Genomic DNA, 18,452 nt, shown 5'->3' with positions numbered 1-18,452 from the left:
CATCAAGATAGAAAACGCCTATACCCGTTCGACAGTTCCTGGACAGCAAGTTGCGGGTGGTTTTATGAAGATTGAAAACAAGGGGGGCGTAGATCAACTGGTATCGGCTAGCTCTCCAGTAGCTGGTGAAGTGCAACTCCATGAAATGGCGATGGAAGGTAATGTCATGAAAATGCGTCAAGTGAAAGACATTGCAGTTCCAGCGGGTGCTACTGTTGAATTAAAGCCAGGTGGCTTACATTTGATGTTCATGAATATCAAGGCGCCATTAGCTGCCGGTGAAACAGTTCCAGTCAAACTCAAATTTGCTAAAGCTGGTGAAGTCGAAGTGAAGATGCCCGTGAATGCGATGGGTGCTGGCGCAGGTCATGGTGGAGGTATGAAGCACTAAGCAAAACCTGAAGCGGTACGAGTCATAAAAAAGCCCCTAGTTTTAATTAGGGGCTTTTTTAGGTCAGTCAATTTAGATTTTTAAATCCAAATCCGTCACAGCACCTTTGCTAGCACTGCTTGCCAAGCTTGCGTATTTAGCAAGTAAGCCACGGGTATAACGTGGCTTTGGCTGCTTCCATGCTGCACGACGCTGAGCAATCTCTTGATCACTCACATTGAGTTGAATGAGCAGTTTGTGGGCATCGATGGTGACGGAGTCACCTTCATGAATGAGGGCAATCACACCACCTACAAAAGCTTCAGGTGCTACGTGGCCAACAACCATGCCCCAGGTGCCACCAGAGAAGCGGCCATCTGTGATGAGACCAACTGTCTCGCCTAAGCCTTGGCCAACCAGAGCGGAGGTAGGAGCAAGCATTTCACGCATGCCAGGACCACCTTTAGGGCCCTCATAACGAATCACAACAATGTCACCATCTTTAATCTTTTGCGCCATGATGGCTGCCATTGCATCATCTTCAGAGTCGAATACACGTGCAGGTCCTGTGATCGATGGGTTCTTGAGGCCCGTAATTTTGGCCACACATCCTTCAGGAGAAATATTGCCCTTCAGAATGGCCAAGTGACCCTGTTTGTACAAAGGATTGTCTAGTGTACGAATCACTTTTTGGTCTGCACGTGGCACAGAGGGCACGTCTTTTAATACTTCAGCGATAGTTTTACCAGTGATAGTGATGCAATCACCATGCAAAAGTCCGCCATCAAGCAAAATCTTCATGACTTGAGGTATGCCACCTGCTAGATGTAAGTCGGTTGCTAAATATGTGCCTGAAGGTTTCATATCCACGATGACCGGAACGCGTTTACGAATACGTTCAAAGTCATCAATCGTCCAGTCAATTTCTGCAGCACTAGTGATGGCCAAGAAATGCAATACGGCATTGGTAGAGCCACCTACCGCCATGATGACGCTGACTGCATTCTCAATCGATTTTTTAGTGATGATGTCACGTGGACGTAAATTTTTCTTAATTGCTTCAACTAGCACGATCGCAGACTCATGGGCGCTAGTTACCTTCTCTGCATCTTCATTCGCCATCGTAGAAGAGTAGGGCAAGCTCATGCCTAATGCTTCAAAAGATGAGCTCATCGTATTTGCGGTATACATGCCGCCACATGAACCGCTGCCAGGACAAGCATTTTGCTCGATACCTTTAAGGTCTTCTTCGCTTAAGCGCCCAGATGTAAATTCTCCAACAGCTTCAAAAGCAGAAACAATATTGAGCTCCTTACCTTTGAAATGGCCCGGCTTAATAGTGCCGCCATAAACATAAATGCCAGGTACATTAGTGCGCGCTAAAGCCATCATGCCACCTGGCATATTTTTATCGCAACCACCAATCACTACAACACCGTCTTGCCAGAGTCCATTGACGCAAACTTCAATACTGTCGGCAATGACTTCACGAGATACGAGAGAATATTTCATACCCTCTGAACCCATACCAATGCCATCGGAGACTGTCGGTGTTCCAAATATTTGTGCTTTTGCACCAGCCTCCTCTAAAGCACTCACGGCTGCATCAGCTAATTTTTGCAAACCACTATTACATGGAGTGATAGTGGAGTGACCATTGGCAACGCCCACCATTGGCTTAGAAAAGTCACTCTCTTGATACCCCATTGCGTAATACATTGAACGATTGGGAGCACGAGCTACCCCTTCGGTGACCATGCGTGAGCGCTCATTAAGACGTTTCATGCTTATTACTCCAAAAAAGGATTGTTTCGAAAGGCTCTATTGTGCCGTGAGAACTCATAATGAGACTGATCTCAATGGTGTAATAGATTGACCTATATATATTGCAATGCAATATATATAGGGTTGGATTTATTTATTAAATCATTATTGTTAGCTGAGAAGCTAATAGCCTAGAGAAAGTTACTGCAGCACAATAGCAAATAAATGATTTTTCCTTTGAATTCAATGACTAAAGTCGGCTATATTTACTTAATAGATGATGATGACTCCATGCGAGAGTCACTGACTCGAATGTTGCGCGATGTAGGTTATTTAGTGGACGACTATTCCTCAGGGGCCAAATTCTTAGAAAAATCGCTCCCCATTTCCCCAGCCGTGATTCTTTTGGACATGCAGATGCCTGATATGACTGGCATTGAATTGCAAGAGAAGCTGCTGAAGTTAAGGCGAAAAACGCCTATTGTGTTTGTGAGTGGTCAAAGCCACCCTCATCAGATTGTGCAAGGTCTCAAGAAGGGTGCTTTAGACTTCTTATTTAAGCCTTTTAACCTTGAAGAGTTATTAAAGGCGGTTGCTGATGCTATTGAATTTGATCAAGGCCAATTAAAGCGAGTTTCCGTTGATATGGAGATTAAACGTGACTATGAAAGTTTGACTCCTAGAGAGCGAGAAGTATGTATATGGTTAGTGCAGGGCTTGCTTAATAAGGATATTGCCGTCAAATTAGGAACAACTGACGCTACTATTAAGGTTCATAAAGCTCGCGTTATGAGCAAAATGCATGCAGATTCAGTTCAGATGCTAGTAAAGAAATATCTAGAGTCAGATTTAGCTCATCACCCGTTGAATGCTTTACCTAAGGGCTAATTACGTATGTATTAGTAATATCAACATGCTACTATCCCACAAAAATTCACTCATTGTTAAATGAACAAATCAACCAAACTTCCTGAAATACGTAAACAGGCTTTTATGAAAGCTAGGGAAGCTCTTGGTCTGACTACCAAAGATTTGTCCATTAAAGCGTGTTTATCTAATCGACAAATTGAGCAGCTTGAAAACGGCGAAATGAGTTCCTTTTACAGTGTGCAGATTAAATATACTGCCGCTAAAAAAGTAGCAATACTATTAAACCTAAAAGAAAAAGAAGCTTTTGATTTTGGTGATCAAGCCGCTGCCGTACGAGAAACTATTCTGGTGGAGGAGACGCCTCCAGTAGCAGAAGCAATTAAGGTTGAGCCACCAAAAGTTACAGCACCTACTCGAGAGTCAAAGCCTGACTTAGCCTTTGAGGTGCAAGATATCGTAGTAGAGCAAGCCATCAATAAAAGGAGCGCACCAAACTCACAGAAAAAATGGTTACTACTGTTGAGTGTGGCAGCAGCTATAGTGTTCTCGATCGTGAATTTACGCCCTTTGTTTTTTCCAGATCCTCCAAAAGAGGAGCTTGTCTTGACACCGCCAGTGCCGCTCGAATCTCCAGCAGCTGTTCCCCCGGTAGCGGATGAGAAGGCTGGCGATTCAGTTCCTGCGACAGTTCCAGTTGCCACTGTAGCGGCAGCGCCCTCTACTGACTGCCCAGCTGTAGATTCTTCTCCCGTAAGCTATAAGCCAGATGCGCCGAAAAAAAGCGGTGACATGGTTTATTTACAGTCCAAGTCTGCACAGATAGTCTGTGTGATAGATGCCTTAGGAAAACTACAGAATAAGCAACTTGAGCCAGGCGTGGGAGTGAGCGTTTATGGAAAGTCACCACTGAAGGTGCTCACTGCTGACTTAAATCAGGTAGATTTGTATTTCCAGGGCGCTAAGGTGCGCCTAATGAATCAGAATGGCAAGACCATTGTGTTGGAGGCGGCTGAACTCGCTCAAGCCCAGCCACAGCTTCAGCCACAACCCCAGCCCCAACCACTAAATTCAAACGATTCTCAGCTACGTTAATGTTTTAAACGGCTGATTCGTTTGTTTCGCCGGTGCGAATACGAATGACTTGCTCTATTGCAGTAACGAATATCTTTCCATCACCAATTTTTCCAGTACGTGCTGCTTTGGTAATGGCTTCAATGGCTACCTCTAGGCGATCAGTAGGAACAACAGCTTCTACTTTGACCTTAGGTAAAAAGTCAACGACGTATTCTGCGCCACGGTAAAGTTCGGTATGACCTTTTTGACGGCCAAAGCCCTTCACTTCAGTGACTGTTAAGCCGGTAACACCCACTTCAGCCAATGCCTCACGAACTTCGTCGAGCTTAAACGGTTTAATGATTGATGTAATTAATTTCATTTTTTTCCCCTTATACAGTCATCATACCTAGAACTGGATGGGCATAGCAAAATTGGTAATTTTTAGCTATTAGGCCCTAAATTGGGAGGTGATAGGGTAGCGCCAGTCACGGCCAAAAGCTCTCGTGGTAACGCGAACACCAGGAGGAGCCTGACGGCGCTTATATTCATTAAGCTTAATCAGGCGGGTGACTTTTTCAACACTGTCTGCATCAAATCCTGCTGCAATAATTTGCGCAATCGATTGGTTTTGCTCCATATAGCGCTCAACAATGCCATCTAAAACCTCATAAGAAGGAAGGCTATCTTGATCGGTTTGATCAGGCCTTAATTCAGCTGAAGGAGCGCGGGTCAAGATACGTTCTGGAATGACGGGCGCAATTTGATTGCGATAAGCGCATAAGCGATAGACTAAGGTCTTAGCAATATCTTTGATGACAGCAAAGCCACCAGCCATATCACCATATAGTGTGCAGTAGCCCACAGCCATTTCACTTTTATTGCCAGTTGTTAGAACTAGGCGCCCCGTTTTGTTAGAAAGTGCCATTAAAAGAGTGCCACGTACACGCGCTTGAATATTCTCCTCAGTGGCATCTACTGTTAAGCCGCTAAATTGCTCGGATAAGGACTGCTCAAGAGCGTCCACCGGTACGCTAATGGGAATTTCATCATACTGAACGTTTAAATTCTGCGCTAGTTCACGGGCATCAATCCAAGAGATATCAGCTGTGTAGCGAGAGGCCATCATCACAGTACGCACCCTGTCGGCCCCTAAGGCATCTACCGCAATCGCCAGCACTAAAGCAGAGTCAACTCCACCGGATAAGCCGATGATGACACCTGGAAACCCATTTTTATTCACATAGTCGCGTACACCCAAAACGAGTGCTTGGTAAGCCTGAGCCTCAACGCTTTGCGGTGGAGTGATAAGCCCCTTTTCAAACTGACCAGCTGAATTGATAGCGACGATACCAAGCCCCGTTTCAAACTGAGGCATTGCCATGAGGACTTCGCCATCGCTATTTAAGGCAAATGAGCCACCATCAAATACTAATTCATCTTGGCCGCCTACTGCATTGACATAGACCAAGGGCATCTTAGTCAGTGCAATATGTTGACGAAGCACCTCAATGCGTAAGGCTTCTTTTTTCAGGTGATAGGGTGAGGCATTGGGGACAAGTAATACTTGTGCTCCAGCAGTATGAGCTTGCATTGCTGGGCCAGTATGCCATGCATCCTCGCACAAAATGAGACCGTATCGAATTCCTTCGTATTCGAAAACACAAGCCTCATGTCCAGGCACAAAATAACGTACCTCATCAAATACTTCATGATTAGGCAATTCTTGTTTTGCATAGCCTGCAATGACTTTTCCACCGCGTAATACCGAGGCATAGTTTTGTAAGCCAATAGCGGTTTTCTTTGGGTGGCCGACGATGACTGTGAGATCAGAATGCAATGCTAATTGCTCCATCAGTAAAGCGAGCTCATGCTCAGCAGCTTCAATAAAAGCAGGGCGCAGTAATAAGTCTTCTGGAGGGTAGCCGGTAAGCGAGAGCTCGGGCGTGATTACTAGCTTGGCGCCCTGGGAATAGGCTTCTAGAGCAGCTTTGTGAATAAGTTGTGCGTTGCCAGTCAAATCACCCAGTAGTGGGTTGATTTGGGCCAGGGCAATTTTCTGCGAGCTCACTTTAAATCACAAAGCCGTAGAGTTAAACAATAAATATAAAACAAATTAAGCATGTTCTTTTTTATAGCGTTCAATACCTTCTAAAATTTCTTGATGGGCATCGGCAACGCCCCCCCAACCATGTATCTTCACCCATTTACCTGGTTCGAGATCTTTATAGTGCTCGAAAAAGTGTTGAATTTGATTTAAGCGTAATGGGTTGATATCTTCAGGTTTTTGCCAGTGCGTATAAATTGGCAAAATCTTATCTTCTGGAACGGCCAATAATTTTGCGTCTTGACCAGCCTCATCTTCCATTTTGAGTAAACCAATTGCACGACAACTTACTACCACACCAGGAATGAGTGGAAAGGGGGTGATCACAAGAACATCCACTGGATCGCCATCGCCTGCAACGGTTTTATTAATATAGCCATAATTGCAGGGGTAATGCATTGCAGTACCCATAAATCGGTCAACGAAAATCGCGCCACTTTCTTTATCTACCTCGTACTTAATTGGATCCGCATTCATGGGGATTTCAATAATGACGTTGAAGCTCTCAGGGATCTTATTGCCTGGCTTGACGTTGTCGAGACTCATAAATACTCCGAATAATGATTAGTAAATACCCTGATCCCTGCTGGAGGTCTTAGGGGTGATTCTGTTACATACTGTTACAGCTTAAAGACCCTAGTTTAAAGCTTTCAAAATTAGGTCGTCCTAAGCATTTGATATACAAAACAAAAAAGATCAACTTTAGGGAGTTCAAGCATGAGTAATGTGACTTTAGGCTTGTATTTTGCCTTAGCTTGCGGTGTCCTGGCCGTGATTTACGGTTTTGTGATGCGCAGCTGGATTTTGAAGCAAAGTACCGGAAATGCCAAGATGCAAGAAATTGCAGAGGCTATTCAGCAGGGGGCAGCAGCCTACCTATCTCGCCAATATAAAACCATTGCTGTGGTTGGAGTAGTAATCACTATTCTGATGGCACTATTTTTGGACTTTGCGACTGCACTCGGATTTGTAGTGGGAGCAGTTTTGTCGGGGGCTTGTGGATTTATTGGTATGAATGTTTCAGTTCGCGCCAATGTGCGGACAGCTGAAGCTGCTACCAAGGGCATGAACGAAGCACTGAACGTGGCCTTTAAAGGCGGCGCTATTACTGGCATGTTGGTAGTGGGGCTTGGGCTTCTTGGCGTTGGCTTGTTCTTTATGTTCCTGGTGTCCATTGGTGCTGGTCAAGATCTTTCTGCTGTGCTGCATCCTTTAATTGGTTTGGCATTCGGTTCTTCATTGATCTCGATCTTTGCCCGTTTAGGTGGCGGCATCTTTACTAAAGGCGCAGACGTTGGTGCTGACTTAGTCGGTAAGGTAGAAGCGGGTATTCCAGAAGATGATCCACGTAACCCAGCAGTGATTGCAGATAACGTTGGCGACAATGTGGGCGACTGTGCTGGTATGGCTGCAGACTTATTTGAAACCTATGCCGTTACTTTGATTGCGACAATGGTGCTCGGTTCCTTGATAGTGACCGCTGCTCCTATAGCCGCGATTGTTTATCCATTGGTATTAGGCGGCGTTTCGATCATTGCTTCCATTATTGGTTGCTCTTTTGTAAAAGCGACACCTGGTATGAGAAATGTGATGCCTGCCTTGTATAAGGGCTTGATCATTGCAGGCGGTTTGTCACTCATTGCCTTCTACTTTGTAACCAACTTCATCATGCCTGATGATGCATTGGGCATTCCAGGAAGTCAGTGGCGTTTATTTGGTGCCACAGTAGTCGGCCTGGTATTAACTGCCGCATTGGTATGGATTACTGAGTACTACACTGGCACCCAGTTCAAGCCTGTACAGCATATTGCTGAGGCTTCTACTAAAGGCCATGGCACTAATATCATTGCGGGCTTGGGTATTTCAATGAAGTCCACTGCTTATCCGGTATTGTTTGTGTGTGCAGCGATTTATGCAGCATATTGGCTTGCTGGTTTGTACGGCATTGCGATTGCAGCTACTGCGATGTTATCGATGGCAGGAATCGTAGTTGCACTGGATGCTTATGGTCCGATCACTGATAACGCAGGTGGCATTGCAGAAATGGCTGGCCTGCCACAATCAGTGCGTGATATTACCGATCCATTGGATGCAGTAGGTAACACTACCAAAGCAGTAACCAAAGGTTACGCGATTGGCTCTGCTGGTCTCGCATCTTTAGTGCTCTTTGCTGACTATACCCACGCACTAGAGGGTATTGGCCAACAAGTTTCTTTTGATCTCTCTAATCATATGGTGATCATTGGCCTGTTCATCGGTGGCATGATTCCTTACTTGTTTGGTGCCATGGCGATGGAAGCAGTAGGTCGTTGTGCTGGTGCTGTGGTTGAAGAGGTACGTCGCCAGTTCCGCGACATTCCTGGAATTATGGAAGGCACTGCTAAACCTGAATACGGTAAAGCGGTTGATATGCTCACTTCTGCTGCGATTAAAGAAATGATCATTCCTTCACTTCTGCCAGTGGTTGTGCCAGTCGTGGTTGGGCTCTTACTGGGGCCAGCAGCATTAGGCGGCTTATTGATGGGCACCATTGTGACCGGCTTGTTTGTAGCGATCTCAATGTGCACTGGTGGTGGCGCTTGGGATAATGCAAAGAAATATATCGAAGAAGGTAACTTCGGCGGTAAAGGTTCTGATGCGCACAAAGCAGCAGTGACGGGTGACACTGTAGGCGACCCCTACAAAGACACTGCAGGTCCTGCGGTGAACCCACTGATTAAGATTATCAATATCGTGGCATTACTTATCGTGCCACTCTTGCCGGTGGTGAGCGGATAAGAAGTAAAGGCTCTAAATAAAAACGCCTAGCAATGCTAGGCGTTTTTTTATTCTCCACAATGATGAAGTCATGGTTATTTAGATGCTTATTATTGGGTATGTGAAGAAAATTACCTAGGGGCTAAAAAGTGCCTTTTCTGAGGTCTTGCAAGCCTCTTAAATGCTCTATACAATTGCAATATACATAAGCGGGAGGTGAAGCATGGCTATTTCAACGGTTTTTACAAATAATAGGACTCAGGCGGTGCGATTGCCTGCCGAAATGAGGCTCCCAGAAAATGTGCGTAAGGTAAATGTTCGGGCAAAAGGTCGTGAGCGCATCATTGCCCCAGTTGAAAATATGTGGGACAACTTCTTCCTGAGTGAGTCTGGCGTAAGCGATGACTTTATGGATGAAAGAGGTTCTCAAGAACAAGGCGATAGGGAGCCCCTTTGATGCTGAAGTACTTACTTGACACTAATACCGTTATTTATGTCATTAAGCGAAAACCGCTAGAGGCACTTAAAGTTTTCAACAAAAATGCGAATCGTATGGCCATATCAACAATTACATTAGCTGAGTTGATTTATGGCGCCGAAAAAAGTAAGCAAGTAGAAAAAAATCTCAATAATATTGAGGACTTTATAAGTCATTTAGAGGTTCTCCCTTATGACATTAATGCAACTCAGCATTACGGGCAAATAAAAGCATTTTTAGAGCGCAATGGTAAGCCTATTGGAGTCAATGATATTCATATTGCAGCTCATGCAAGAAGTCACGGTTTAACTTTGGTGACAAATAATTTGTCTGAATTTAAAAGAGTCCCAAATCTTGCCCTTGAGAATTGGGTTTAAATAGCACTCCTTAACAAAAAAGTCTAGCACTGCTAGGCTTTTTTATTGCTGAATCATCAAAAACTTAGGACAAAGTTTCCAAATAACGCTGTGCATCTAATGCGGCCATACAACCTGTGCCAGCACTCGTAATAGCTTGACGGTAGATATGATCTTGAACGTCGCCTGATGCGAATACACCGGCAATGTTGGTAGCAGTAGCATTGCCCTCTAGACCTGAGTGAGTTTTGATGTAGCCATTGTTCATTTCCAGTTGACCAATAAAGAGCTCGGTATTCGGTTTGTGACCAATGGCAATAAAGGTACCAGTGACTGCGATGTCTTCGGTGCTGCCATCTTGTTTTTTAATGCGTACGCCAGTCACACCTTTGTCATCGCCAAGAACTTCATCAAGTGTGCAGTTGAGTTTGAGCTCCACCTTTCCTTCGGCTACTTTTGCCATCAGACGATCAATCAGTATAGGTTCAGAGCGGAACTTATCGCGACGATGAATCACAGTAACCTTTTTTGCAATACCAGTTAGGTAAAGCGCTTCTTCAACTGCGGTATTACCACCACCCACTACGCAAACATCTTGATTGCGATAAAAGAAGCCATCACAAGTTGCGCAACCAGAGACCCCGCGACCCATGAATGCTTCCTCGCTAGGTAAGCCAATATATTGAGCAGAGGCGCCAGTGGAAATAATCAGGGCATCGCAGGTATAGGTTCCAGAATCACCTACTAGACGAATTGGCTTTTCTGTGAGGGCTGCAGTATGAATATGGTCAAAAATGATTTCAGTATTAAAGCGTTCGGCATGCTTTAAAAAGCGATCCATGAGCTCAGGTCCTTGAACGCCATCTGGGTCGGCCGGCCAGTTTTCTACATCCGTAGTGGTCATTAATTGGCCGCCTTGAGCTAGACCAGTAATGAGGGTAGGCTTTAAATTGGCTCTGGCGGCATAAACGGCTGCTGTATAGCCAGCAGGGCCAGAACCGAGAATTAGTACTTTAGAGTGTTTGGGTGTATTTGTATTCATATTCAAATTATAGGTTTGCTTGTTTACAATCGGTAGAACATGGCAAGAACCGCATACCCGAAGTCTAAGATTCCCCAGTCCCCTGATAATCCCGGGCAGGGCAGGATGCCCCGTCTACTCCTAGAGGCTCGCTGGTTCATCTCCGTAGGTTTGTGCCTGGGTTTATTTGCCATCCTATTGACTTATTCCAAGGCGGATCCAGCTTGGTCCCATGCCAGTTTTGAGAGCCCTAAGAACCTGGGCGGTCGTTTTGGCGCTTATTTTGCAGATTTATTGCTTTATATCTTTGGGATTTCAGCGTTTTGGTGGGTTGCCTTATTTGGCCGCCGTGTACTTCAGGGCTGGCGTGAGCTTTGGAGTATCCCTTTGCCACCAGATCCTGAGGCTAAACCAGACTCCCTGATAGTTCGTTGGCTGGGCTTTGGGCTAACTTTGATTTGCAGTATGGGTCTTGAGTCTATCCGACTTCATTCTTTAACCTGGGAGCTTCCAAGACCTCCTGGCGGGATTCTGGGTGAGCTGATTGGTGATCCGCTCCAAATGTCTCTCGGTTTTACAGGCGCAACCATCGTTTTACTGTTTGGCCTATGCGCTGGCCTATCTTTATTCCTCCATTTTTCTTGGATGGACGCTGCTGAAAAAGTAGGGCGCTTTCTAGAGGTTTCATATCACCGTATTCTCGAGCGTCGTGATAGCGAAGCAGATCGTAAATTAGGTGAAGCAGCTGCCGAAGAGCGTGAGGAGTATGTCGAAGAGTTTCGTGGTCGTGTGGAAGTGGCAGCGCCCGTGCAAATTGTGCGTGCTCCAGTAGAAATTCTGAAAAGTGCCCGTGTCGAGCGCGAAAAACAGCAACCCTTATTTGTGGATATTCCAGATTCGGAGTTACCACCTCTAGCGCTTTTAGATCCAGTACCTGAAGTGAAAGAAACAATTTCTGCTGAGGTATTGGAATTTACTTCACGCCTCATTGAACGTAAGTTAGCTGAATTCGGTGTGCAAGTGACAGTCATTGCGGCGTACCCAGGCCCAGTTGTGACTCGTTATGAAATTGATCCTGCCGTTGGCGTTAAGGGTAGTCAGATTGTCAATCTCTCACGTGACTTAGCGCGGGCTCTTGGTGTGGTGAGCATGCGTGTAGTGGAGACGATTCCTGGTAAGACCTGTATGGCTTTGGAATTACCAAACCCAACGCGTCAATCGGTTTATCTATCGGAGATTTTGACTTCACAGGTTTATAACGATAACCATTCATTATTAACGCTGGCTTTAGGTAAAGATATTTCTGGTAGCCCGATGGTTGCGGATTTAGCAAAGATGCCCCATTGCTTATTGGCTGGTACTACTGGTGCTGGTAAGTCAGTTGGTATTAATGCCATGATTCTGTCACTGCTCTTTAAGGCAAAGCCTGATGAGGTCAGACTCATCATGATTGATCCAAAGATGCTCGAGATGGCGATGTATGACAGGATTCCTCATCTGTTATGCCCAGTCGTAACCGATATGAAGCAAGCCTATAACGCGCTCAATTGGGCAGTCCATGAGATGGAGCGTCGCTATAAGCTGATGAGTAAGTTTGGTGTGCGGAACTTAGCTGGCTTTAATAAGAAAATTCTAGAAGCAGAAGAAAAAGGTGAAAAGCTCACCAATCCATTTAGCCTGACCCCTGATGATCCCGAACCAATTTATAAAGCGCCTGTCATCGTCATCGTGATCGATGAGTTAGCAGACTTGATGATGGTCTCTGGCAAAAAGGTTGAGGAGTTGATTGCGCGGATTGCACAAAAGGCCCGTGCTGCTGGTATTCATTTAGTGTTGGCCACGCAGCGACCTAGCGTCGATGTGATTACTGGTTTGATTAAGGCGAACGTGCCTACTCGTATTTCATTCCAGGTCAGTAGCAAAATTGATAGTCGTACTATTTTGGATCAGCAGGGTGCAGAAGCATTACTTGGTATGGGTGACATGCTCTACATGGCACCAGGTACAGGTTTACCGGTGCGGGTTCATGGCGCATTTGTTTCGGATGATGAAGTACATCGTGTTGTTGAGTGGTTAAAAGAAAAAGGTGATGCTAATTATATTGACGGCATTCTTGAGGGCGCAGATGAATCTAATATTGACGCACTCACTGGTGAGGGTGGTGGCGAAGCCGACCCACTTTACGATCAGGCTGTAGCGATTGTTTTGGAAAATAAACGCCCATCAATCTCTTTGGTGCAGCGTCATTTGCGTATCGGCTATAACCGTGCTGCTCGCTTGCTAGAAGATATGGAAAAAGCCGGGCTGGTTTCTAAGATGGGTAACGGAGGCAATCGCGAGATCCTGCGTCGTCCTTCTGAATAAGACAGTGATTTCGTACTCATCCTTTTCAAAGATTGCAGTTTCAATAGCAATCGCGCTGACAACCCTCTTGGCAACGAATAACGTTTGTGCCCAGAGTGAGACTGGTGCTGAACAGCTTAGACAATTTGTGCGTAACTCTAAAAGTGCTGAAGGTGATTTTGTACAACAACAGTTGCGCGCTCCTAAGGCGAATGAGTCTCAAGATAAGGGTCTCAAAGTAGTACGGGAGACACGCGGGCATTTTGTGTTTCAGCGTCCTGGTCGCTTTGTTTGGGATACGCAAAAGCCATTTGAGCAAAAACTGATTACCGATGGCAAGCAGCTGATCTTGTGGGATAAGGATTTAAATCAAGCCACCTTCAGGCCAGCAGGCCAAGCCCTAGCAACAACTCCGGCAGCTATTTTGTTTGGTGAGACTTCTCTTGATCAAAATTTTGATTTAGTAGAAGGCGATGAACGTTTGGGAATGAAATGGGTTGCATTAGTACCCAAGAAGAATCCCAACACTAAGAATGATCCTCCCTATACCAAAATCTCGGTTGGTATGAGTAATGGTTTACCTAAAGCGCTTGAGTTAATTGATGGCTTTGGCAGCGTAGTTTTGGTGACTTTGGACAAAGTTGCGTTGAATGTGAGTTTGCCTGCAAATCGTTTTACTTTTACTCCGCCTGCAGGCGCTGAAGTCTTACGCTTAAACTAGAAACTATTTAGAACGAATGACCCTAAACCAGCAGAGCATTACATGATTGATCCGCAATTACTCCGCAAAGATATCGCCGCAGTTGCCGCGCGCCTGGCAACTCGCAAGTTCCAACTCGATGTTGAGAAATTCAATACCTTAGAGTCTGAGCGTAAATCCTTACAAACGCGTACCGAAGAATTGCAAGCTAAGCGCAATCAATTAGCAAAAGCGATTGGCATGAAAAAAGGTAAGGGCGAAGATGCTGCCGCAGAAATGGCAGAAGCAAGCCAGATCAATGTGGATATGGAATCTGGATCAAATCGCTTAGCCATTTTGCAGGCAGAGATTTCTGATTTCTTAATGGGTATTCCCAATCTTCCAGATGTCTCTGTACCAACCGGTAAAGATGAGACAGAGAATCAAGAGATCAAGCGCTGGGGTGAGCAACCCATTTTTGATTTTGAGATCAAAGATCACGTAGATCTAGGTGGTCCATTAGGTTTAGATTTTGAAGTGGCCGCTAAGATTAGTGGCTCACGCTTCGTAGTGCTTAAAGGCCCAATTGCACGATTGCATCGTGCCTTAGCCCAGTTGATGCTTGATACGCATACAAGCCAGCATGACTACCAAGAGGTATATGCACCCTATATGGTGAATGCCACTTCGATGCGGGGCACTGGTCAGCTCCCTAAGTTTGAAGAAGATCTCTTTAAGGTGCCACGCCAAATGGGTGGTGAAGACGCAAAAGGGATAAATGGGGGCGAAGCGAAAACTGAAAACTTTTATCTCATTCCTACTGCAGAGGTTCCAGTAACCAATTTAGTCAGAGATGAGATTGTGAATGCAGATAATCTCCCAATGAAATTTGTAGCGCATACACCATGCTTTCGTTCTGAAGCAGGGAGTTATGGGCGCGATGTCCGCGGCATGATTCGTCAACATCAGTTTGATAAGGTTGAGTTGGTACAAATGACCAAGCCAGAAGATTCAATGCAGGCCTTAGAGGATCTCACCGGCCATGCAGAGAAAATCTTAGAACTCTTAGATTTACCTTATCGAAAAGTATTACTCTGTACAGGTGATATGGGATTTGGCAGCACCAAGACTTACGATTTAGAAGTATGGGTACCTTCTCAAAATGCTTATCGTGAAATCAGCTCCTGCTCAAACATGGGTGACTTTCAAGCAAGACGCATGCAAGCTAGATTTAAAGCGGGCCGAGGTAAACCAGAATTACTGCACACCCTAAATGGCTCAGGACTTGCAGTGGGCAGGGCATTAGTCGCCCTTATAGAAAACAAACAACAATTTGATGGCAGCATTGCCATACCAAAAGCGCTGCAGCCTTATTTGGGTGGGCTCACGGTGCTTGAGCGAATCGGCTAAATTGTTATAGTTTTAATTTTTAGCCGAGAGGCATTCTTTTCAAGTACCTTATCAAGTGTGATGATCGCTTTTGCCTTAAAAAACTTGGCAGCTGCTAGATGTAGTGCATCCCCTGATCGTAATTTTGATGAGCTATCTAATACTAGTAATCCAGCCGAATAAAATACTTTATTGTCAATTGGTAGCAATTCGATATCGTTATTGCATATAGCTTCAAAAATTTTCCAAGCGCTCTTACTTTCTTTGGGAGTTATTTGCCCTGTTCTTTCTTTGATACTTAAAGCGCTGGCAAATTCTGTAAACATCCAAGTGGATGAAATAAGCTGTAGATCTCGAGAGTTCTCGTACCATTTATTGATAGCAGGGCTTTTTGTTTCCTTGGTGCATAAACCAACAAGTATGCTTGAGTCAACATAAAGCATTAGTAGCGCGCCTCAGAGCGAACCTCATCCATTACCGATTTTCCCATGCTCATAGAATCTCTTAAATCTCTAGCCATTTTTGCTAAGGTTTTGCGATCTAACTTCTGAGGCTTGATGATGAGTGTTCCATTCATGGAAAGAGTAGCCTCAACTTTGTCTCCTTCTTTAAGGTGAATTTGCTTTACTACTTCCGCTGGAATTCGCAATGCTAGGCTATTACCCCATTTTGAAATTTGGATATTCATCAGTTAATCCCTTCATAGATATACATAAATGTATATCTATATTAATGGAGATAAGCTCTTTTGACTAGTCAATTTTTAGTCAATATCAACTGTATGGCTTTACATATCGCTGGCTATAATGATCTCTTGGTTCGGAGAGGTGGCAGAGTGGTCGAATGTACCTGACTCGAAATCAGGCGTACTGTCAAAGGTACCGAGGGTTCGAATCCCTCCCTCTCCGCCAGATTCAACCTAGAAGCCTTTTTTAAATAAGGCCCTCTACTTTGAAGTGCTCTATACCTACCAGCTTACCCACCAATAAAACCTTGCTTAAGGGTCGATTGAACTGCACTTTCTTACACTGAAAATCTCACCACAGCGCTGCGTAAGGTACTCATCAATATCAAAGCAGTTGAGATTTTCTGCTCCATTAATCATGGGTACATCACCGTGATGAAGAAAGTGAGTAACTAGCAGGTCAGCACTTTCAATTAAATTTGCAACAAAACTGCATATTGCAATTGAATTCATATCTTTTGGGCTGTTTAGTAAAAATCGTCCAAACCACCATTTCGTAGGAAAAAGTGTGGAGGTGTTTAAAAATGTAGAAATCTATTGAAATATGTAATAAAAAGTATATAAATATGTGTAATAGTAAGAAAAAGTGTGGGAAAATAGCTATTCAAACGAAAAAGTGAGGCTTGAGGGAAACATGAGCGATATAGGCTATTCACAAGTAAAAAGTCAGCTTGATCTCAGTACTTTTGATCCATTAGCACCAGCACGCCTTGCCTCGGTAACCAGTGTAACGCCCACCCAGGGTGCATTGTTGATACCCGCCAAGGTAGCCCCCAAAGATGATCGCCCACTAACCCATCTTTTATTTGCGCTAAAGCATGAGGGGGTTAATCTCCAGTTGCTGTCGCAGGCCTTAAGAAAAATCTCAGCCCAAGAAATGCTGGCCGCAATTAGCGAATCGCCAACAGGCGTTTACATTCGTACGGCTTGTTATTTGTGGGAAGCCTTTAATAAGCAAGAGTTAAAGGGCGCACCAGCAATTACAGGGCCAATGGTTAATTTATTTGATCCCAAAAAATACATTACAGGACCAAGCATACGCAATGCTAAATGGCGGGTTAATTTCAATGGCTTGGGTTCTTTGGATTACTGCGTAACTGTTGAGCGAACTGCAAACATTAATAGTTTGCTTGAATCTAACATCCTCCAGAAGGCTAATGAATTTCTATCGGAGCTTGGTTCAACCGCATCCGATAGGGCAATGTCTTGGGCTTATTTAAGCGAGACCAAAAGTTCTTTTGAGATTGAGCATGAAACACCAAGCGCTAATAAAGCAGAGGCATTTGTAGAGTTGCTTAAAAAAGCACATCTGACTACTCAATTGAATGAAGAATACTTGGTTGGCTTGCAAAACACTGCCATTACAAACCCGTTAGATAGGGCAGTTCATTATCGGCATGAGCAAAATTGGTTAAGTAGCCCATTACGTGGTGCTGCTGGCGTAACGTATATTCCGCCACCACCTAAAATTGTTAATGACTTGATGAAGGGCTTGGTAGGCTTTGCTAATGCTTCGCCAAAGCAGATAGACCCTTTGGTTGCCGCTGCGATTATTTCATTCGGGTTTGTTTTCATTCACCCATTTATGGATGGTAATGGGCGTTTATCGCGATTCTTATTTCATCATGCTTTGTGCCGGTCCGGCGCTTTAAAGAACGGCTTGCTATTGCCAGTATCTATTGCAATGAAGCGCAATGAAGATTTATACCTATCTGCTCTAAAGAGCTTTTCTGAGCCTGCTCGTAAGCGCTGGGAGGTCATTTGGATTGATGGTGATGACTATCAAATGACATTCAAATCGGATGATTCTTTATATCGCTACTGGAATGCCACTGCATGTGTTGAGTTTGGATTAGAGATGGCTAAGCAAGCATTAGAAAAGGACTTAAGAGAAGAGACTGATTACTTGGCGAAGTACGACCTCATTTACCGTGCTATTGATGGCGGATACGACATCAGAGGCAAGGATCTCAATACCTTAATTTTGGCATGCATGGAAGAAAACGGAAAACTATCTGCTAACCGTCGTAAGAAGTTTGCCTCAACAGTGCCAGAAGAAATATTTGATGCAATTGAAGCTGAATACATGAAGGTAGTAGGCTGATTCAAAAAGCCCTAGACTCATTCTGTCAAGAGCACCCCAAAGGGATGGCTTGCGTGGTCATTATCAAAATACTCTAGTGACTTGATGAGTTCTGCATTGCTCGAGGCCAATGTAGAACTCATCTGCACTTATTATTTAATTGAACTTAAAGGACCATTGGCTACATAACCATTTAATGAGAGTGGGCCAGGCGAGAAGGTACCTAAAAGATTGTTTTGATAAACGGTATTTGAATCCTGAGTCGTGGCGCCAGGAACAGCGACTGATACCCATACTGGTGTGCTAGTAAAACCAGTAGGTATTCTTGCAACATTGACAAGAGCACCTAAGGCGCCACTTCCTGAAGTAACTTCACCAAAGCCTGTCAAATAACAGCCTGCTTGACAAAAATTGTGAAATCTGCAAATATAGAATTA

At 44.6% G+C, this 18,452-nt stretch carries 18 protein-coding genes and 1 tRNA gene; 11 read left to right on the top strand and 8 right to left on the bottom strand.

Features of this window, described 5'->3' with window-relative positions; all coding sequences use genetic code 11:
• On the top strand, positions 1 to 391 hold a 391-nt coding region (locus ABWP14_RS10455; protein WP_353202917.1), incomplete at its 5' end, for a copper chaperone PCu(A)C.
• Positions 392 to 463: 72 nt separating this feature from the next.
• On the opposite strand, the gene ilvD is transcribed toward ABWP14_RS10455, so the two are convergent.
• Positions 464 to 2,155 (bottom strand): dihydroxy-acid dehydratase, encoded by a 1,692-nt coding sequence (gene ilvD / locus ABWP14_RS10450; RefSeq protein ID WP_353202916.1) that lies wholly within the window; start codon positions 2,153 to 2,155, stop codon positions 464 to 466.
• A gap of 225 nt (positions 2,156 to 2,380) precedes the next feature.
• On the opposite strand from ilvD, the gene ABWP14_RS10445 reads away from it, so the two are divergent.
• Entirely contained in the window at positions 2,381 to 3,022 is a 642-nt protein-coding gene (locus tag ABWP14_RS10445) for a response regulator transcription factor (protein WP_353202915.1), read from the top strand.
• Between the two features lie 60 nt (positions 3,023 to 3,082).
• Positions 3,083 to 4,096, top strand: a complete 1,014-nt coding sequence (locus ABWP14_RS10440) for a helix-turn-helix domain-containing protein (protein WP_353202914.1) — start codon at positions 3,083 to 3,085, stop codon at positions 4,094 to 4,096.
• Positions 4,097 to 4,100: 4 nt separating this feature from the next.
• Here ABWP14_RS10440 and ABWP14_RS10435 read toward each other — a convergent pair whose 3' ends face one another.
• The 3 genes from ABWP14_RS10435 to ppa all read right to left on the bottom strand — a co-directional run bounded on the left by ABWP14_RS10435 (position 4,101) and on the right by ppa (position 6,710).
• Entirely contained in the window at positions 4,101 to 4,439 is a 339-nt protein-coding gene (locus ABWP14_RS10435; RefSeq protein ID WP_353202913.1) for a P-II family nitrogen regulator, read from the bottom strand.
• 69 nt (positions 4,440 to 4,508) lie between these two features.
• Positions 4,509 to 6,128 (bottom strand): NAD+ synthase, encoded by a 1,620-nt coding sequence (locus ABWP14_RS10430; protein WP_353202912.1) that lies wholly within the window; start codon positions 6,126 to 6,128, stop codon positions 4,509 to 4,511.
• 45 nt (positions 6,129 to 6,173) lie between these two features.
• Entirely contained in the window at positions 6,174 to 6,710 is a 537-nt protein-coding gene (ppa, locus tag ABWP14_RS10425) for an inorganic diphosphatase (RefSeq protein ID WP_353202911.1), read from the bottom strand.
• A 171-nt stretch (positions 6,711 to 6,881) separates the two neighbouring features.
• Here ppa and ABWP14_RS10420 point away from each other — a divergent pair, with 171 nt between their 5' ends.
• From ABWP14_RS10420 to vapC, 3 genes are all read left to right on the top strand, one after another.
• Positions 6,882 to 8,942 carry a sodium-translocating pyrophosphatase gene (locus ABWP14_RS10420; protein WP_353202910.1) on the top strand — a complete coding sequence of 687 codons (2,061 nt, stop codon included), beginning with the start codon at positions 6,882 to 6,884 and terminating at the stop codon, positions 8,940 to 8,942.
• Between the two features lie 202 nt (positions 8,943 to 9,144).
• Entirely contained in the window at positions 9,145 to 9,378 is a 234-nt protein-coding gene (gene vapB / locus ABWP14_RS10415) for a type II toxin-antitoxin system VapB family antitoxin (protein ID WP_028818581.1), read from the top strand.
• The gene (vapC, locus tag ABWP14_RS10410; RefSeq protein ID WP_353202909.1) at positions 9,378 to 9,776 is read left to right on the top strand and encodes a type II toxin-antitoxin system tRNA(fMet)-specific endonuclease VapC; all 399 of its coding nucleotides are present in this window, start codon (positions 9,378 to 9,380) and stop codon (positions 9,774 to 9,776) included. Before vapB ends, vapC begins: the two co-directional genes overlap by 1 nt.
• 64 nt (positions 9,777 to 9,840) lie before the next feature.
• Here vapC and trxB read toward each other — a convergent pair whose 3' ends face one another.
• Positions 9,841 to 10,797 carry a thioredoxin-disulfide reductase gene (gene trxB, locus ABWP14_RS10405; RefSeq protein ID WP_353202908.1) on the bottom strand — a complete coding sequence of 319 codons (957 nt, stop codon included), beginning with the start codon at positions 10,795 to 10,797 and terminating at the stop codon, positions 9,841 to 9,843.
• Between the two features lie 39 nt (positions 10,798 to 10,836).
• On the opposite strand from trxB, the gene ABWP14_RS10400 reads away from it, so the two are divergent.
• From ABWP14_RS10400 to serS, 3 genes are read left to right on the top strand one after another with little or no spacing between them, the layout of a single operon-like run.
• Positions 10,837 to 13,140, top strand: a complete 2,304-nt coding sequence (locus ABWP14_RS10400) for a DNA translocase FtsK (protein ID WP_353202907.1) — start codon at positions 10,837 to 10,839, stop codon at positions 13,138 to 13,140.
• Between the two features lie 4 nt (positions 13,141 to 13,144).
• Positions 13,145 to 13,840, top strand: a complete 696-nt coding sequence (gene lolA, locus ABWP14_RS10395) for an outer membrane lipoprotein periplasmic chaperone LolA (RefSeq protein ID WP_353202906.1) — start codon at positions 13,145 to 13,147, stop codon at positions 13,838 to 13,840.
• Positions 13,841 to 13,882: 42 nt separating this feature from the next.
• Positions 13,883 to 15,208, top strand: coding sequence for a serine--tRNA ligase (serS, locus tag ABWP14_RS10390; protein WP_353202905.1), 1,326 nt, complete (start codon positions 13,883 to 13,885; stop codon positions 15,206 to 15,208).
• Here the strand turns inward: serS and ABWP14_RS10385 are convergent.
• On the bottom strand, positions 15,205 to 15,630 hold the full coding sequence (locus ABWP14_RS10385) for a type II toxin-antitoxin system VapC family toxin (RefSeq protein ID WP_353202904.1): 426 nt from the start codon (positions 15,628 to 15,630) through the stop codon (positions 15,205 to 15,207). The genes serS and ABWP14_RS10385 overlap by 4 nt on opposite strands.
• The gene (locus tag ABWP14_RS10380; protein ID WP_353202919.1) at positions 15,630 to 15,869 is read right to left on the bottom strand and encodes an AbrB/MazE/SpoVT family DNA-binding domain-containing protein; all 240 of its coding nucleotides are present in this window, start codon (positions 15,867 to 15,869) and stop codon (positions 15,630 to 15,632) included. The genes ABWP14_RS10385 and ABWP14_RS10380 overlap by 1 nt, the downstream gene beginning before the upstream one ends.
• 139 nt (positions 15,870 to 16,008) lie before the next feature.
• On the opposite strand from ABWP14_RS10380, the gene ABWP14_RS10375 reads away from it, so the two are divergent.
• Positions 16,009 to 16,098: transfer RNA gene (locus ABWP14_RS10375), tRNA-Ser, on the top strand.
• 468 nt (positions 16,099 to 16,566) lie between these two features.
• Entirely contained in the window at positions 16,567 to 18,036 is a 1,470-nt protein-coding gene (locus ABWP14_RS10370) for a Fic family protein (RefSeq protein ID WP_353202903.1), read from the top strand.
• Positions 18,037 to 18,167: 131 nt separating this feature from the next.
• Here the strand turns inward: ABWP14_RS10370 and ABWP14_RS10365 are convergent, their stop codons facing one another.
• The gene (locus ABWP14_RS10365) at positions 18,168 to 18,404 is read right to left on the bottom strand and encodes a hypothetical protein (protein ID WP_353202902.1); all 237 of its coding nucleotides are present in this window, start codon (positions 18,402 to 18,404) and stop codon (positions 18,168 to 18,170) included.
• Positions 18,405 to 18,452: the final 48 nt, after the last annotated feature.

Origin of the sequence: Polynucleobacter sp. (assembly GCF_040400325.1) — a bacterium.
In the GTDB taxonomy this organism is placed as follows: domain Bacteria; phylum Pseudomonadota; class Gammaproteobacteria; order Burkholderiales; family Burkholderiaceae; genus Polynucleobacter.
Note: the sequence above shows the minus strand (reverse complement) of the source record. Positions and strands in the feature narration are given on the sequence as shown.

What these genes read in the sequence shown, in the direction of transcription:
- ilvD (WP_353202916.1), bottom strand. Translation starts at nt 2,155, where the DNA reads ATGAAACGTCTTAATGAGCGCTCACGCATGGTCACCGAAGGGGTAGCT.
- ABWP14_RS10445 (WP_353202915.1), top strand. Translation starts at nt 2,381, where the DNA reads ATGACTAAAGTCGGCTATATTTACTTAATAGATGATGATGACTCCATG.
- ABWP14_RS10440 (WP_353202914.1), top strand. Translation starts at nt 3,083, where the DNA reads ATGAACAAATCAACCAAACTTCCTGAAATACGTAAACAGGCTTTTATG.
- ABWP14_RS10435 (WP_353202913.1), bottom strand. Translation starts at nt 4,439, where the DNA reads ATGAAATTAATTACATCAATCATTAAACCGTTTAAGCTCGACGAAGTT.
- ppa (WP_353202911.1), bottom strand. Translation starts at nt 6,710, where the DNA reads ATGAGTCTCGACAACGTCAAGCCAGGCAATAAGATCCCTGAGAGCTTC.
- ABWP14_RS10420 (WP_353202910.1), top strand. Translation starts at nt 6,882, where the DNA reads ATGAGTAATGTGACTTTAGGCTTGTATTTTGCCTTAGCTTGCGGTGTC.
- vapB (WP_028818581.1), top strand. Translation starts at nt 9,145, where the DNA reads ATGGCTATTTCAACGGTTTTTACAAATAATAGGACTCAGGCGGTGCGA.
- vapC (WP_353202909.1), top strand. Translation starts at nt 9,378, where the DNA reads ATGCTGAAGTACTTACTTGACACTAATACCGTTATTTATGTCATTAAG.
- trxB (WP_353202908.1), bottom strand. Translation starts at nt 10,797, where the DNA reads ATGAATACAAATACACCCAAACACTCTAAAGTACTAATTCTCGGTTCT.
- ABWP14_RS10400 (WP_353202907.1), top strand. Translation starts at nt 10,837, where the DNA reads ATGGCAAGAACCGCATACCCGAAGTCTAAGATTCCCCAGTCCCCTGAT.
- serS (WP_353202905.1), top strand. Translation starts at nt 13,883, where the DNA reads ATGATTGATCCGCAATTACTCCGCAAAGATATCGCCGCAGTTGCCGCG.
- ABWP14_RS10385 (WP_353202904.1), bottom strand. Translation starts at nt 15,630, where the DNA reads ATGCTTTATGTTGACTCAAGCATACTTGTTGGTTTATGCACCAAGGAA.
- ABWP14_RS10370 (WP_353202903.1), top strand. Translation starts at nt 16,567, where the DNA reads ATGAGCGATATAGGCTATTCACAAGTAAAAAGTCAGCTTGATCTCAGT.